This window comes from Mycobacterium sp., assembly GCF_035623875.1.
Taxonomy (GTDB): domain Bacteria; phylum Actinomycetota; class Actinomycetes; order Mycobacteriales; family Mycobacteriaceae; genus Mycobacterium.
This window is the reverse complement of sequence record NZ_DASPSP010000274.1, coordinates 1-15,417: the sequence shown is the minus strand read 5'-3', so window position 1 is coordinate 15,417 and position 15,417 is coordinate 1. Positions and strand designations below refer to the sequence as shown.

Annotated in this window: 15 protein-coding genes; 14 read left to right on the top strand and 1 reads right to left on the bottom strand. The window is 63.6% G+C overall.

The annotated features are described in order from the left end of the window. Nucleotides 1–104: 104 nt before the first annotated feature. The 14 genes from VEI45_RS22320 to VEI45_RS22255 all read left to right on the top strand — a co-directional run bounded on the left by VEI45_RS22320 (nucleotide 105) and on the right by VEI45_RS22255 (nucleotide 15,080). Nucleotides 105–1,613: an amino acid permease gene (locus tag VEI45_RS22320; RefSeq protein ID WP_324856707.1), complete on the top strand. Its 1,509-nt coding sequence runs from the start codon at nucleotides 105–107 to the stop codon at nucleotides 1,611–1,613. Between the two features lie 199 nt (nucleotides 1,614–1,812). Next, entirely contained in the window at nucleotides 1,813–3,270 is a 1,458-nt protein-coding gene (locus VEI45_RS22315) for an aldehyde dehydrogenase family protein (protein ID WP_324856706.1), read from the top strand. 139 nt (nucleotides 3,271–3,409) lie between these two features. After that, a complete protein-coding gene (locus VEI45_RS22310) occupies nucleotides 3,410–3,979 on the top strand; it encodes a hypothetical protein (protein ID WP_324856705.1) in 570 nt (189 codons plus the stop codon). 104 nt (nucleotides 3,980–4,083) lie between these two features. Next, complete coding sequence (locus tag VEI45_RS22305; protein ID WP_324856709.1) at nucleotides 4,084–4,593, top strand: cupin domain-containing protein; 510 nt, start codon at nucleotides 4,084–4,086, stop codon at nucleotides 4,591–4,593. 128 nt (nucleotides 4,594–4,721) lie between these two features. Continuing rightward, nucleotides 4,722–5,651, top strand: coding sequence for an LLM class F420-dependent oxidoreductase (locus VEI45_RS22300; RefSeq protein WP_324856704.1), 930 nt, complete (start codon nucleotides 4,722–4,724; stop codon nucleotides 5,649–5,651). A gap of 50 nt (nucleotides 5,652–5,701) precedes the next feature. Then, complete coding sequence (locus VEI45_RS22295; protein ID WP_324856703.1) at nucleotides 5,702–6,178, top strand: hypothetical protein; 477 nt, start codon at nucleotides 5,702–5,704, stop codon at nucleotides 6,176–6,178. Between the two features lie 61 nt (nucleotides 6,179–6,239). Next, a complete protein-coding gene (locus VEI45_RS22290; protein ID WP_324856702.1) occupies nucleotides 6,240–6,686 on the top strand; it encodes a hypothetical protein in 447 nt (148 codons plus the stop codon). Between the two features lie 77 nt (nucleotides 6,687–6,763). Continuing rightward, nucleotides 6,764–7,177, top strand: coding sequence for a hypothetical protein (locus tag VEI45_RS22285; protein ID WP_324856701.1), 414 nt, complete (start codon nucleotides 6,764–6,766; stop codon nucleotides 7,175–7,177). Nucleotides 7,178–7,354: 177 nt separating this feature from the next. After that, nucleotides 7,355–10,204, top strand: a complete 2,850-nt coding sequence (locus VEI45_RS22280) for a (Fe-S)-binding protein (protein WP_324856700.1) — start codon at nucleotides 7,355–7,357, stop codon at nucleotides 10,202–10,204. Between the two features lie 42 nt (nucleotides 10,205–10,246). Further along, nucleotides 10,247–11,521: a pyridoxal phosphate-dependent aminotransferase gene (locus VEI45_RS22275; protein ID WP_324856708.1), complete on the top strand. Its 1,275-nt coding sequence runs from the start codon at nucleotides 10,247–10,249 to the stop codon at nucleotides 11,519–11,521. Between the two features lie 128 nt (nucleotides 11,522–11,649). Further along, on the top strand, nucleotides 11,650–12,210 hold the full coding sequence (locus VEI45_RS22270; protein WP_324856699.1) for a hypothetical protein: 561 nt from the start codon (nucleotides 11,650–11,652) through the stop codon (nucleotides 12,208–12,210). Between the two features lie 21 nt (nucleotides 12,211–12,231). After that, nucleotides 12,232–13,551 carry a peroxidase gene (locus VEI45_RS22265; RefSeq protein ID WP_324856698.1) on the top strand — a complete coding sequence of 440 codons (1,320 nt, stop codon included), beginning with the start codon at nucleotides 12,232–12,234 and terminating at the stop codon, nucleotides 13,549–13,551. A gap of 9 nt (nucleotides 13,552–13,560) precedes the next feature. After that, nucleotides 13,561–14,577: a hypothetical protein gene (locus VEI45_RS22260; RefSeq protein WP_324856697.1), complete on the top strand. Its 1,017-nt coding sequence runs from the start codon at nucleotides 13,561–13,563 to the stop codon at nucleotides 14,575–14,577. A gap of 29 nt (nucleotides 14,578–14,606) precedes the next feature. Continuing rightward, nucleotides 14,607–15,080 (top strand): hypothetical protein, encoded by a 474-nt coding sequence (locus tag VEI45_RS22255; RefSeq protein WP_324856696.1) that lies wholly within the window; start codon nucleotides 14,607–14,609, stop codon nucleotides 15,078–15,080. A gap of 53 nt (nucleotides 15,081–15,133) precedes the next feature. Here the strand turns inward: VEI45_RS22255 and VEI45_RS22250 are convergent. After that, on the bottom strand, nucleotides 15,134–15,417 hold a 284-nt coding region (locus tag VEI45_RS22250; RefSeq protein WP_324856695.1), incomplete at its 5' end, for a DUF732 domain-containing protein.

The following is a 15,417-nucleotide window of genomic DNA, read 5'->3' as shown; positions in this document are numbered from 1 at the left end:
GCAAACATCGCGCCGTCGCACGCCGTGGGATAGCCTCCCAACCAGTCCATCCCTCGGACGTGCCGCCTGGCGGCGTTGCACCACGCCACGTCGATAGGAACTCGATGCCACCGCTGCCCAGCACGCCTGGCCCAGCTGATCGTGCGGCCTCCTCTGATCGATTCGCCCGTGAGAACCAGGGCTACCACCACGACCTCAAACCTCGCCAGCTGCAGATGATCGCGATCGGCGGCGCCATCGGGACCGGCCTGTTCCTCGGCGCGGGCGGACGACTCGCATCGGCCGGCCCCGGGTTGTTCCTGGTGTACGGCATCTGCGGTGTATTCGTTTTCCTGATCCTGCGCGCGCTCGGCGAACTGGTGCTACACCGCCCGTCGTCGGGCTCGTTCGTGTCCTACGCCCGGGAGTTCTTCGGGGAGAAAGCGGCCTTCGTCGCGGGCTGGATGTACTTCCTGAACTGGGCGATGGCAGCCATCGTGGACTCCACCGCGATCGCCAAGTACTTCCACTATTGGACGGCGTTCGCCGCAATCCCGCAGTGGGTGCTGGCGCTGATCGCGCTGGTGTGCGTGGTGTCGGTCAACCTGATTTCGGTGAGGGCTTTCGGCGAGTTCGAATTCTGGGCCGCGTTGATCAAGGTGCTGGCGCTAACGACGTTCCTCGTCGTCGGAACGGTCTTTCTGGCTGGTCGCTTCAAGATCGACGGCCAGGACACCGGGTTCAGCCTGTGGTCCCATCATGGCGGGTTCTTGCCGACCGGACTGCTGCCGCTGGTGCTCGTCACCTCGGGAGTGATATTCGCCTACGCCGCAGTCGAACTGGTCGGCACCGCCGCCGGCGAAACCGCGGAACCGGAGAAGATCATGCCGCGCGCAATCAACTCGGTGATTTTCCGGATTGCCGTCTTCTACGTCGGGTCGGTCATCCTGTTGGCGTTGCTGCTTCCCTACACCGATTACAAACAGCAGGAGAGCCCGTTCGTCACCTTCTTCTCGAAAATCGGTTTCAGCGGTGCCGGCAGCCTGATGAACGCGGTGGTGCTGACTGCCGCGTTCTCGAGCCTGAACGCCGGACTGTATTCCACGGGTCGGATCCTGCGGTCGATGTCAGTCAACGGCAGCGGCCCCAAATTCACCGCACGGATGTCGAGAAACGGTGTGCCGTACGGCGGGATCCTGCTGACTGCCGTAATCGGCCTGTTCGGTGTCGTGCTCAACGCGGTCAAGCCAAGTCAGGCCTTCGAAATCGTGCTCAACATCGCCGCCCTGGGCGTTATCGCGGCTTGGGCGACGATCGTGCTCTGCCAATTGCGGCTCTATCGGATGAGCAGGGCCGGAGCTATCAAGCGGCCACATTTCCAGATGCCGCTGACCCCCTACAGCGGCTATCTCACGCTGGCGTTCTTGGCGGGGGTGGTGGTGCTGATGATGTCCGACGCCGAGGAAGGCCCCTGGATCATCACGACGGTGGTGCTCGGTGTCCCCGCCCTGATCGGCGGCTGGTTCCTGGTGCGCAATCGCGTGACGGCCGCGGCCGACCAAGTCAGCGACCACGTCGGCGAAGTCCCGGACGACCTACCGCCGGAGCCGGCAAACCCTGCAACGGGAGCCTAAGCGTGGGAATTAGCCTGACCTACGAGGAAAAGATCGCACGTGCGCTGACCGCCAGTAATCAAGAGCCACAGAGCAATTAGCTTCTCGTAAAAACCCTGGACATCCCGCGGTCAAGCGCATAACGTACGCCTCGTAAGGCACTCTATTTTAATAGATACGCGGTACCACGAATTCGCAGCGACGCGAGAAGGGGAGACCCATGACGGTGCAGGCTGTGCTGGATGAGGTCCGTCAACGTCCTGGTACCGGCGACGTCATCCCGGTCTTCGATCCCTCCACCGAGGATCAGATCAGCGAGTTCACCGACTGCGGCACCGGAGCCGTCAACGAAGCGGTTGCGCGCGCGAAGGCAAGTGCCGAATCCGGCATCTGGTCTGGGAAGCCCGACTACGAGCGCGCCACGATCCTGTGGCGCGTCGCCGACCTGATCGATGAAAACGCCGAGCTTCTCGCCGAACTCGAAATGCTCAACGCCGGAATGTATCCGGCTCAGGCAAAGATGCAGGTGGCCGTCGGTTCCGAGTGGTTCCGTTATTACGCCGGCTGGTGTACCAAGATCGACGGCATCGCGCGTGACGTGAACACCGGCGGCCTGACCGGCGTCGACTCACACATGCACACCTACACGCTGCGCGAGCCCTACGGCGTGGTGGGGCTGATCTTCCCGTGGAACGGCCCGGTCTTTAATTTCTGCGCCAAGCTCGCGCCGTCATTGGCGGCGGGCTGCAACAGCGTCGTCAAACCCGCAGAGGAGACACCACTTTCGGCGCTCGTGCTGATGCGGCTGCTGGCCGAGGCGGGGGTGCCCGACGGGGTGGCGAACCTGGTGAACGGCTACGGCCACACCGTCGGCGCGGCCATCACCGCTCACCCCGACGTCGAGAAGGTGGCCTTCACCGGATCGACCGAGGTCGGCCGCGAGATCGTGCACGCCTCGGCGAACAGCAACCTCAACAAGGTCACCCTCGAACTCGGCGGCAAGTCACCCGTGCTGATCTTCGAGGACGCGAGCGTGAAGAAAGCCCTGACGCTGGCGGCGTTCGGCGCATTCGTGCACTCTGGGCAGGCGTGTGTCTGCGGGTCACGAATCTTCGCGCACCGCAGTGTCTACGAGCGGGTCGTGGAGGGTATGGCGACGATTGCGAACGCCATGAAGATGGGCGGCCCGAAGGAAGAGGGCACCATGAGCGGTCCGCTGATCAGCCAGAAGCAGCTCAACCGCGTCCTGGGCTATCTCGAGCAGGGCAAGTCCGACGGCGCCGAGATCGTCACCGGCGGGCACCGGCTGGATCGCAAGGGGTATTTCGTGCATCCCACCGTCGTCACCAATCTTGACCCCGACACGAGCCGGCTCTTCCAGGAAGAGATCTTCGGGCCCGTCGTCACGATCCTGCCGTTCGACGATGAAGACGAAGCCGTCGCGCTAGCCAACAACAGCACCTACGGCCTGGCGTCTACTGTTTGGACCAAGGACCTCGGCCGCGCGCACCGATTGGCCAAGCGGATCAAGGCCGGAACCGTCGGGCTCAACTGCCAGTTCCAGTACGACCACTCCATGCCGTTCGGCGGCTACAAACAATCCGGCTGGGGCCACGAATCCGGCAAGGCCGGGATCGAGACCTACCTGCAGACGAAGATCGTCTGGGTGCAGATGTAACGCTTCGTCCCCGACCGGCTATAGACGGACCTGTGGCTGCGATCAACCGACCGGCTCGTCGCTCTGCGCGGCTAGCCGCGCAATGCGGGCGCGTCACTACAATCTCTTGCGTCACTTCATGCGTAGGCTTGCCTCTGAGATGTTTTCGGAGAAAGCAAAGACGGCAAGGGTTGGTGGCCGGCTGCTGCTGGCAGGCCTGCTGACGAGCGCCGCGCTGGTGGGCGGATGCAGCTCGCTGATCCACGGGAAGCCGGTAGCCAACCCGGGCGCCGGAGCAACCGAACCGTCGGTGCCGAAAGCCAAACCGTCCATCCCTTCACCGAGGTCGTCGCAGCCCGCACCGCCAAGTGCTAACCCGCCGGCCGGCGCGATCCCGTTGCCACCCGACCAGAACGGTTACGTGTTCATCGAAACCAAATCCGGTCAGACGCGCTGCCAGATCGACGCAGACGCCGTCGGCTGCGAGGCGCAGTTCACTGACTCCCCGATGCAGGACGGCGAACGCGCCAACGGCGTCAACGTCACCGCGAGCGGTTCGGTGCAATGGGTGGTGGGCAACCTCGGCGACATCCCCACCGTGACGATCGACTACCGCACCTACGCTGCGGAGGGCTGGACGATCGCGGCCACCGAGAGCGGTACCCGCTTCACCAACGACAACACCGGGCACGGCATGTTCGTCAGTGTCGAGCACGTCGACACGTTCTAGATTTGGCCGCGCTGGGCTGATCGAAGTGATCCGTAGACTGGCCCAAACCGCTGCGGTAATTTCAGCAGGCACGCTTTGGTGATCCCCGCCTACCCTCGGAAACGATCACCTCGCAATCGCACCTGTTCCATCTGACCGCGCTGCCGCCCAACAGGTATGACGGCGGTACGCAGCAACAGGCACACGAAGATAATTTCCCGATACTCAAAGGTCAAGAGGCCAGTATCCAGGTAATCACGTTGCAGCCCGGAGGTATTCGCGAGCCGCACTGGCGTCCCAGCGCGTGGGAGATCAACCTGGTCACCAAAGGAGTCGCCACCTGGGTCCTCATCGACGGGAACGGCAACCACGAAAGTTTCGACGCCCACGTCGACGACCTGGTGTTCGCACCCCAGGGTTCCTTTTTCTACTTCGAGAACCGCGGCACGGAAGACCTGGACGTGCTGATCATCCAGAACACCAGTGCACCTGAAGGCAAAGACAACATCGGCATAGGCGAGTCCTTAAGTAAGCTTCCGCCCCAAGCGTTGTCCGCCGTCTTCGGCGTTCCCGCAGAAACGTTCAACTCCTTCAAGAAAATCGACAACGCAATCACCATCCTGCGATCGCACTAATTGAGGACGGCGAGGACTTTCCGATGCTGCGCCCACCCAGCCAGCCGCAACCCCGGAAAGCGTCCTGCGGAGCGCAAGGCTCAGTCCCGTTTCCTGCCTAGGGCACCCTTCGGCATAGGCTGGCGCTCGTGGACTTTCGGGTATTCGTTGAACCGCAGCAGGGCGCCAGTTACTCCGACCAGCTCGCCGTTGCGCAGGCCGCCGAAGCATTGGGTTTTTCCGCGTTCTTACGGTCCGACCACTTTGTGGCGATGAGCGGCGACGGACTGCCCGGCCCGACCGACTCCTGGGTGACGTTGAGCGGCATCGCACGCGAGACGTCGTCGATCCGGTTGGGCACTCTGGTCACGTCGGCAACGTTCCGCCATCCCGGCCCGTTGGCCGTCGCGGTCGCCCAGGTCGACGAGATGAGCAACGGGCGAGTCGAATTCGGAATCGGTACCGGCTGGTTCGAACGGGAGCATCTGGCCTATGCGATCCCCTTCCCGCCGCTACGGGAGCGATTCGCCCGGCTCACCGAACAGCTGGAACTGATCACCGGCCTGTGGACTGCACCGGTCGGTGAAACATTCGACTACGCGGGCGCTCATTACGCAGTCAACGATTCGCCCGCTCTGCCGAAGCCGGTGCAACGGCCCCACCCACCGATCATCATCGGCGGGACGGGCGCAAACCGAACGCCGGCGTTGGCCGCGACGTTCGCCGACGAGTTCAACGTGCCGTTCGCCCCGTTGGACACCATCAAGACCCAATTCGAGCGGATCCGCGAAGCGGTCGATTCGGTTGGCCGGCCCCCCGATTCGATGACGTATTCCGCGGCGTTCGTGGTGTGCGCCGGACGTGACGACGCCGAGATCCGCCGCCGGGCTGCCGCCATCGGGCGCGAGCTCGATGAGCTGCGGTCCAACTCTCCGCTGGTGGGCACGCCGGGCGAGATTGTCGAGCAGCTCGGAGCGTTCGCGGACATCGGCGTGCAGCGGGTGTATCTGCAACTGCTGGATCTTTCCGACCTCGAGCACCTGCGGCTTTTCGCGGATGAGGTAAATCGGCAGCTCTGACGCTCGCGTCGCTAGCCGTCGCGTCCGCCGGATGTCAGTAGCATCGGGGCGTGACAGGCTACGGTTCTCAGGGTCCTCCCGACGACCCGAGCAATCGGCCGACGCGGATGGCCAGCTACGGCTCGGCAGACCCTGAGCCGCCGGGTTTCGACGACTACCCGGATTACACCGAGTCTGCTGAACCGGAATCGCCGCCGGCGCCGTGGTACCGGAATCGGTTGCTGCTGGCCGTGTGGGCCACGATGGTCGCGATCCTGGTCGCGCTGATCATCTACGGCCTCATCCAGCTCTCCCACGGCGGCGGTGGTGGATCGTCCACGACCACACCGTCAACGACATCCACACCGACCCGGTCGTCGACACCCACGACAACCACCCCGCCGTCACCGGCAACGACGCCGGAGGAAAACTCCCCCGCTCCTGCCGAGCCTCCAGCCGAGCCGCCGCGACACCACCACCATCTCCCACACATCCCGTCGACGATCACGTTGCCGCACACCGTGATTACGCTGCCGCCGGGATTTTGAGGCGCGGCCGATCAAGACTCGGTGGCCGAGCCACCGGGATCCACCGCTAGGATCAGCGCCCGTGACGGGCTACGGTTTTCAGGGACCTCCAGACGACCCAAGTGAAGCGCCGACCGACCAGTACGACTACGGCGGCGACGGGCAGCAGCAGCCCCAACCCGGGTCGACCCCGTGGCATCGCAAGCCCGCCGTTCTGATCGGTTTGGGAGTGCTTGCTGCCATCCTGATCGCGCTGGTGGTTTACGGAATCGTGGAGCTGACCCACGGCGGCGGCCCCACGTCCCCGTCGACATCGTCGACGACATCAGCCGCAGTCACGACCACCCCGCCGTCGTCCAGCAGCGCAACGGCCACCGAGCCGGTCGCTCCCGCTCCGACGACCACCCTGACCGAGGTGCCGACGACCAGCGCGCAGACGACCACGGCGCCGGCCACCACACCGCCGACGAGCACGAGCATCGACGACGGCCATCATCATCACCACCACCACGACGGCGATATGCCGTAGCCGGCAACGTCGGTAAGATCGGTTGTCGTGGGGGGAGCAGACCACCATACGGCGTCGACGGTTACGCAACGCACGACGTGAACCTCGGCGCGAACAACGACGATCGGTTCGGCGTCACCGAGACGTCCTCACCGTGGTTCCTCAAACCGTGGGTGCTGGCACTGTGGGGGTTGGCGGTGTTGCTGCTGATCGCGACGATCATCTACGGCCTGGTCATCCTGGCCACCAACAACGGGGGCAGCGCGCCAGCCACCACGCATCCGTCGACAACCACACCGTCGTCAACCGCGCCGGCCTGGACGACCACACCGTCGTCGATCCCCCCGAGCACGACGGCCCCTCCGCCCGAGACGACGACGGCGGAGCCCGCGCCGCCGGTGACCACCCAACCGTCGACAGAGCAGCAACATCCTCATCGGCATTGGTGGAACGGCAATGTCCCGCAGATACCTGGGCTACCGCCGATTCACGTCCCGGGCGTCAATCCTTAGACGTCTGGGCAAGCCGATCGCCGCAGCAAGGTTAGGGCAGCCTTCGTCGCGGTCACCATCGCAAAGATGTCACTATGAGCAGGCCTACGCAGCTTGAGCAGGTGCAGTAGCTAAGTTACCGGTTAGTAACATGCGCTTAGTTACCGCTCAGTAGCAGCAGAATTGGGGAGACGCTCCGTGCAAACGCAGACGCTGATCAGACTGGTAGTGGGCCTAGGCGGGACGGCGATCGTCGGTTTGTTCGTCCTCCGCCGGATCGGCTGGCTGGTCAGACTCACACTTTCCGGCCAACCCGCCACCGGTCGCACCAACGACGTCGGCGCGCGGATCTGGGCAGAGGTCGCCGAGGTGGCCGGGCAGCGCAAGCTGTTGAAATGGTCGATCCCCGGCCTGGCGCACTTCTTCACCATGTGGGGCTTCTTCATTCTGCTCACGGTCTACATCGAGGCTTACGGGACACTATTCCAGCCGAATTTCCACATCCCGATCATCGGCCGGTGGGACGCGCTTGGCTTCCTGCAGGACTTCTTCGCGACCGCCGTCTTCGTCGGCATCAGCACTTTCGCAATCATCCGGCTCACCCGAAGCCCCCGCGAAATCGGCCGGTCGTCGCGGTTCTACGGTTCGCACGGTGGCGGCGCCTGGCTGATCCTGTTCATGATCTTCAACGTCATCTGGACCTATGTGCTGGTCCGCGGGTCTGCGGTCAACAACGGCACCCTCCCCTACGGCAAGGCGGCGTTCCTCTCGCACCTCTTCGGCGCGATCCTGCATCCGCTTGGCCACACCGGCAACGAAGTCCTGGAAACGGTGGCCCTGCTGTTGCACATCGGCGTCATGCTGGCCTTCCTGATCATCGTGCTGCACTCCAAGCACCTGCACATCTTCCTGGCGCCGATCAACGTCGTGTTCAAGCGGCTGCCCGACGGGCTGGGCCAGCTGCTGCCGGTCGAGTCCGGCGGCAAGCCGATCGACTTCGAAAACCCGCCCGATGATGCGGAATTCGGTCGCGGCAAGATCGAGGACTTCACCTGGAAGGGCATGCTCGACTTCGCCACCTGCACCGAGTGCGGGCGCTGTCAGTCGCAGTGTCCGGCCTGGAACACCGGCAAGCCGCTATCCCCCAAGCTCGTCATCATGGACCTGCGCGATCACTGGATGGCCAAGGCGCCCTACCTGCTTGGTGAGAAGAACGCGGAGCCACTCGAGGGTCTCGACCTCGAGACGGTCGAAGAAGAGGGCCACCATGTGCCGGAATCCGGCTTCGGCCGGGTGCCCGGGCACGGGCCCGAGCAGGCAGCCCGCCCGCTGGTCGGCACCGCTGAACAGGGCGGGGTGATCGACCCCGACGTCTTGTGGTCCTGCGTAACGTGCGGGGCCTGCGTCGAGCAGTGCCCGGTGGACATCGAGCACATCGACCACATCGTTGACATGCGCCGCTACCAGGTCATGATGGAATCAGAGTTTCCGTCCGAGCTGTCAGTGTTGTTCAAAAACCTTGAGAACAAAGGCAACCCGTGGGGGCAGAACGCCTCAGACCGGACCGGTTGGATCAGCGAAGTCGACTTCGACGTCCCGGTCTACGGCGAAGACGTCGACAGCTTCGACGGCTACGAGTACCTGTTCTGGGTGGGCTGCGCCGGCGCTTACGACGACAAGGCCAAGAAGACCACCAAGGCGGTCGCCGAGCTGCTGGCCATCGCCGGGGTGAAGTACGTGGTGTTGGGGACCGGGGAAACCTGCAACGGCGACTCGGCTCGCCGCTCCGGCAACGAGTTTCTGTTCCAGCAGTTGGCCCAGCAGGCCGTCCAGACCTTGGACGGACTGTTCGCGGGTGTGGAAACCGTCGACCGCAAGATTGTCGTCACTTGCCCGCACTGCTTCAACACCCTGGGCCGCGAATACCGGCAGCTGGGCGCCAATTACACCGTGCTGCACCACACCCAGCTGCTCAACCGGCTGGTGCGCGATAAGAAGCTGGTGCCCGTCAGCCCGGTGTCTGAAGACATCACCTATCACGACCCGTGCTATCTGGGTCGGCACAACAAGGAATACGAAGCGCCCCGCGAGCTGATCGGCGCCGCCGGCGCCAAGCTGATCGAGATGCCGCGGCACGCCGACCGCAGCTTCTGCTGTGGCGCCGGTGGCGCGCGGATGTGGATGGAAGAGCACATCGGCAAGCGAATCAACCACGAGCGTGTCGACGAGGCGCTGGCCACCGGGGCCAGCACCGTCGCCACCGCATGCCCGTTCTGCCGGGTCATGGTCACCGACGGTGTCAACGATCGGCAGGAGGCCGCGGGCCGCGAAGGCGTCGACGTGCGCGACGTGGCGCAGCTGCTGCTCGAATCACTCGACCGCGGCACGATCACGCTGCCGGAGAAAGGCGCCGCGGCCAAGGAGGCGGCCGAGCACGCCGACAAGGCTGCCCCGAAGGCTGCGCCGAAAGACGCCGAGCCCACGGCGGCCGAGCCGGCCGCCGTAACCACCGAAAGCGAAGTCGAAGCCGCCGCCCCCACCGAGGAGAAGGCCGCCAAGGCCGTCACCGGACTGGGTATCGCCGGCGGCGCCAAGCGGCCCGGAGCGAAAAAAGCCCCAGCGCCAACGCAATCCGCATCGGCACCGGCCGCCGCGGAAGCCAAGGCTCCTGCTGCTCCGGTCAAGGGGCTGGGTATCGCCGGCGGCGCCAAACGGCCCGGGGCCAAAAAAGCCGCAGCACCAATGCAATCCGCGCCTGCCACACCGCATGAAACGAAATCCGAACCCGCAGCAGCCCCGGAAGCAAAGGCGCCGGCCGCGCCGGTCAAGGGACTGGGCATCGCGGCCGGAGCCAAACGACCCGGGGCCAAAAAAGCCGCTCCCGCTGCACAACCCAGCGCTCCGGCGCCAGAGCCTGAGACGAAGCCGGAGTCGCAAGAACAGGGCGAACCGGAGTCTGCGGGCCAGGATGGCGAGACCAAAGCGCCGGCGGCACCGGTGAAAGGATTGGGCATCGCCAGGGGGGCCCGACCACCCGGAAAGCGCTGATCAGGACTACAGTTTTATAAATAATTAGACAGCCGTGGCACCATAGTCGACGTGACTACGCATCAGTTGCCCTGGCATACCACGGGTCATCAGCCGCGGCAGCGCACGTTCGCGCAGTCCTCCAAGCTGCAAGATGTGCTCTATGAGATCCGCGGCCCGGTGCACGATCACGCCGCGCGGCTGGAGTCTGAAGGGCACCGCATCCTCAAGCTGAACATCGGCAACCCGGCGCCGTTCGGCTTCGAAGCACCCGACGTGATCATGCGTGACATGATCCAGGCGCTGCCGTACGCACAGGGCTACTCGGACTCCAAGGGCATCCTGTCGGCGCGGCGCGCGGTGGTCACCCGCTACGAACTCGTCGACGGCTTCCCCCGATTCGACGTCGACGACGTGTATCTGGGCAACGGGGTCTCGGAGCTGATCACGTTGACGCTGCAGGCGCTGCTCGACAACGGCGATCAGGTCTTGATCCCCGCACCCGACTATCCGCTGTGGACGGCGTCGACCTCGCTTGCCGGCGGCACACCGGTGCATTACCTGTGCGACGAGACTCAAGGCTGGCAGCCGGATATCGCCGACCTGGAGTCGAAGATCACCGAGCGCACCAAGGCGTTGGTCGTGATCAACCCCAACAATCCGACCGGCGCGGTCTACAGCCGCGAAATAATCTCGCAGATGGCCGATCTGGCGCGTAAGCATCAGCTGCTGCTGCTCGCCGATGAGATCTACGACAAGATCCTCTACGACGATGCCAAGCACATCAGCGTGGCCTCGCTCGCACCAGACGTGTTGTGTCTGACCTTCAATGGCCTGTCCAAGGCTTACCGCGTTGCCGGATACCGGGCCGGCTGGCTGGCGATCACCGGGCCCAAGGACCACGCGAGCAGTTTCATCGAAGGCATTCACCTACTGGCGAATATGCGGTTGTGCCCGAATGTACCTGCGCAGCATGCGATCCAGGTCGCCCTCGGCGGCCACCAAAGCATCGACGACCTCGTGCTGCCGGGTGGTCGACTGCGCGAACAACGCGACGTTGCCTGGTCCAAGCTCAACGAGATCCCCGGGGTGTCGTGCGTCAAACCCGCTGGTGCGCTTTACACGTTCCCTCGGCTGGATCCGGAGGTGCACGAGATCGAGGACGACGAGCAACTTGTCCTGGATCTTCTGCTGTCGGAGAAGATCCTGGTCACTCAGGGCACCGGATTCAATTGGCCGGCACCGGATCACCTGCGGATCGTGACGCTGCCGTGGTCGCGCGATCTTGCCCACGCTATCGAGCGGTTGGGTAACTTCCTGGCCAGCTACCGCCAGTAGGTCGGAGATCTGCTCTCGATACGCATCCACCTCGATCCTTGACGCGGCATCACGACGCCAGAAACCGCGCTCTGCACCAGACCAAGGAGTAGCGTCGCAAATCGGAACCGCAGCGACGGGAGACTGGAATGCCGGCAGCTGAGCGTGACTGGAGCAAACCCGCAGCGATGGCCATCCCCAAGGAGGGCTACTTCGAATTGGAGCGGGGCCGATACGGCCCGATCTATCCCAGGACGCCGGCCTGCTACGGGTTTTCGATCATAGCGAAAGTCAAAGAAGGGCATGAAGAGGCTGTCCGAGCGTATGGCAAGCAAATCGAGGAGGCGATTGCAGCTAGCCCGGAGGTACTCGCGCCACTGCGGCTGCATTACCTCCGTTGGGTACTGTTCGATGTCGGCTCGGGGTTACATTTTCAATATCAGGGCATCTTCGATACCGACTTCGACAAGTACACCGAGGATGCGGTAACGCTGTTCAGCCAGACCGGTATTACGACCGTCTTCACCCACCTTGAAGATTTTCCGGAGGACTGGAAGGAGAACCCGGCAGCGTTCGTAGCATTCGTGCGGGAACACCAATGTCCGAGCTTCCTTGAGTACGGAGAATATCCGTATGTCACGGCGGACGAGATCAAGAAAGCTTTGCGGCTCAAGTCCGCGTTCTCGGACATGCTCGACCAGATGCAGTGATCCGCAACAAAGCGTGCGCAGATGCTTGAGATCGACGACATCCAGCACATCCTGCTGACCCGTACGCCGGCGATGACGGGCCGCTACGAATTCCTGTCCTTCGACAAGCCGACTGGCGGACGGGCCTGGCTTGCCGAGCTGCTCGACCGAGTGCAGTCGGCTGCAGACGTGCGGGCCTCAATGGATAGTTCGAAGCGCTGGGTGACACTTGCTTTCACCTGGACCGGCCTGCGGGCATTGGGCCTGCCGGAGGAATCCCTAGCCACCTTCCCCGACGAGTTCCGCCAAGGCATGGCGGCCCGCGCCGACATCCTGGGTGACAGCGGCGCGAACCACCCCGACAATTGGGTGGGCGAGCTGGCCGGTGATGACGTACATGCGATCGCGATCTTGTTCGCCCGCGATGAGGCCGAGCGTCTTCGATGCGTCGACGAGCACGACAAGCTCGTCGTCCGCTGCGACGGCGTGCGTGTCTTGTCGTTTCTGGACTTGAACGCCACCCCGCCGTTCAACTACGCCCACGACCACTTCGGTTATCGCGACCGGCTGTCGCAGCCGGTGATCGAAGGATCCGGCGAGGAGTCAACGCCTGGTTCGGGCGCACTACTGAAGCCGGGTGAGTTCATTCTTGGCTATCCGGACGAGGAGGGTCGGATCCCCAACCTTCCACAGCCGGAAGTGTTGTCCCGCAACGGTAGCTACATGGCATACCGGCGCCTGCAAGAACACGTCACACTCTTTCGCGACTATTTGCGCGACCATGCCGACACACCTGAAGAGCAGGAATTGCTCGCGGCGAAGTTCATGGGCCGGTGGCGAAGCGGTGCGCCGCTCGTCCTAGCTCCGGAACATGACGATCCGGAGCTGGGCGCAGATCCAATGCGCAACAACGACTTCAACTACAAAACGATGGACCCGCACGGTTATGCGGTTCCGCTGGGCGCGCACGCGCGGCGCCTCAATCCGCGCGACACGGCGGTGAACATGAACCGGCGACGGATGATCCGCCGCGGCGCGACATATGGCCCCGCGCTTCTCAACGGCGCGCCCGATGACGGTGTTGATAGAGGAATTGCGGCGTTCATCATCTGCGCCAGCCTGATTCGCCAGTTCGAGTTTGCCCAAAACGTATGGATCAACGACCGCACCTTTCACGAACTCGAAAATGAGCGAGATCCGATCTGCGGAAACCAGGATGGCACGCTGGAGTACAAGATCCCAAAGCGCCCTATCCGAAAGGTTCTCAGGGGACTGCCGGCTTTCACCACGCTCAAGGGCGGTGCATACTTCTTTCTCCCAGGCCTGAAGGCGCTCCGGTACCTTGCGACGCTCGACAGCTAAGGACCCACCATGAGCACACTGCCCCGTGCACGCACCTACAACCAAAGCCACGTCCCACGCGAGCACACGCGAGGCCGGCGACGTATCAGCATCTACTGGACCTGGAGTTACCCGTGGGAAGCCCAACGTGATTCCGCCGAGATGTACAACCGATTCTCAACCATGACCGAGGTCCGGAACGCGTTGTGGCCCAACTACGAGACGCCGGAATACGACGCCGCTCATTTCCTGCAAGGAATCGCCGGCACCCTGGAGCTGTTCCACCGCTCGACGCTGGCGTTTCAACAGCTGGCAGGCGAGGTGACCGGCCACCCAGTCGCAGTGTTCCAGCGCATTGACCAGGCTGGCTACCAGTTGCCGATCGATGAGCGGATCCTGTCAGACACCGACACGCTGATGGTGTTCGGTCTCGACCATGTCCTGTCCGAGCAGGAAGCCGCACCCGACGAGATCAGCGCGATCCGCGAGTGGCTGCAGCGGCAGGGCACCTGCCTGCTACTGGCACCTCACCACGACGTCGGGTTCACCGAGGATTTCGCGCAGAGACAGGTCGAGTACCAACATCATGGCGACCCGCTCGTACCGCGCCAGCAGCGGTTCGGTCAATACACGCGATCCGTGATGAAGGCGCTTGATGTTCCCGCCTACAACAGGTGGGGGCTGCGCCCAGCCGTCGTCGAGGACACCAGAGAGATTGCACCGCTGACCGCGATACGCGATCTAGACACACCGCGGCTTCTCGATAACGTCACGACATTCAACTTCCACCCCCATCTACCGCACTACGAACTCACCGCGCCGGAGAGCAATGCGATCCGTGTGCTGGGTCGCCAACCGATCGACCCGAACCGACCCCATCCGTTCACCGCTTCGGGCAACACCGAATTCAACGCGCTCATCTGGATGCCCCCGGCCGGACAACGCGCCGGCGACATCGTCCTCGTCGACTCCACCAACTTCACCACGCTGTTTGGCGGCACGGAAAGCCTGAAGAACTTCTGGCACAACCTTGCCACCATGAACTAGGGCGGTCTGCGAACGAATTGGAAGAAGGGATGAGAATGCCTGGTCTGGCAGCAATCGTGTTGGGATCGGCTCCGGTCTTCGGTGGAGCACTTCTTGGCGCCGCCGCGGGCCAATTCGTGGGGCCGGATTTCCGCGCCGGAATCAAAGAGGACCTGGACCTGCTCGAGCGACTGCCGGAAGACGAGACGGATCGCCGCGCCGCGCTACGGGGCAGTATTGCAAACCGCATCGACGACCTCGTCGTCGCCAACGAAAAACGCCGACAGCTGCGCGCCGCCGCGATCGTTTACCGGGGCAACTGGCGGGACATCGTGTTGTTTTTGTGCACCGTCCTGTTCGCGGTGGTGTGGTGGGACGTTGACCATGAAAGGAAAAGCTGGCTCCCGCTGTTTATCGTCCTCATTGTCGCATCGGTGATTACCGCCGGCTACGCGCTCCGCGGCGTTCGCAGCAGCATCGTTAACCTGTTACATCGCAACCGCTCTCACACCGGTTCTACTTAACGGCCACGAACCATGCGAGGCAGCCACCCGCCCGCCAATAACGAACGCGGTTGTCACGAGCTATCCATAGCGCCGTCCAGGCAGTACACGCTGATCGCGGTGTCGGCGAAAGTTGATGCGGTGCTGAGTGACATACCCGGGGAGCCGGTGAGAATGTCCTGGATGATCTGCTGCTCGCTCTCGCCGCCCGCGTAGCGCGTACAAACCCGACGCGCATCGTTGATCACAGCATCGTTCGAACGCCTCAGCTGAAGCCCTTGAACGGCGATGCGCCACAGGAACTGCCCATCGCTGTCCTTCGGCTGCGACGGCGGGTCGGCCGCCAACGCTGACGCCG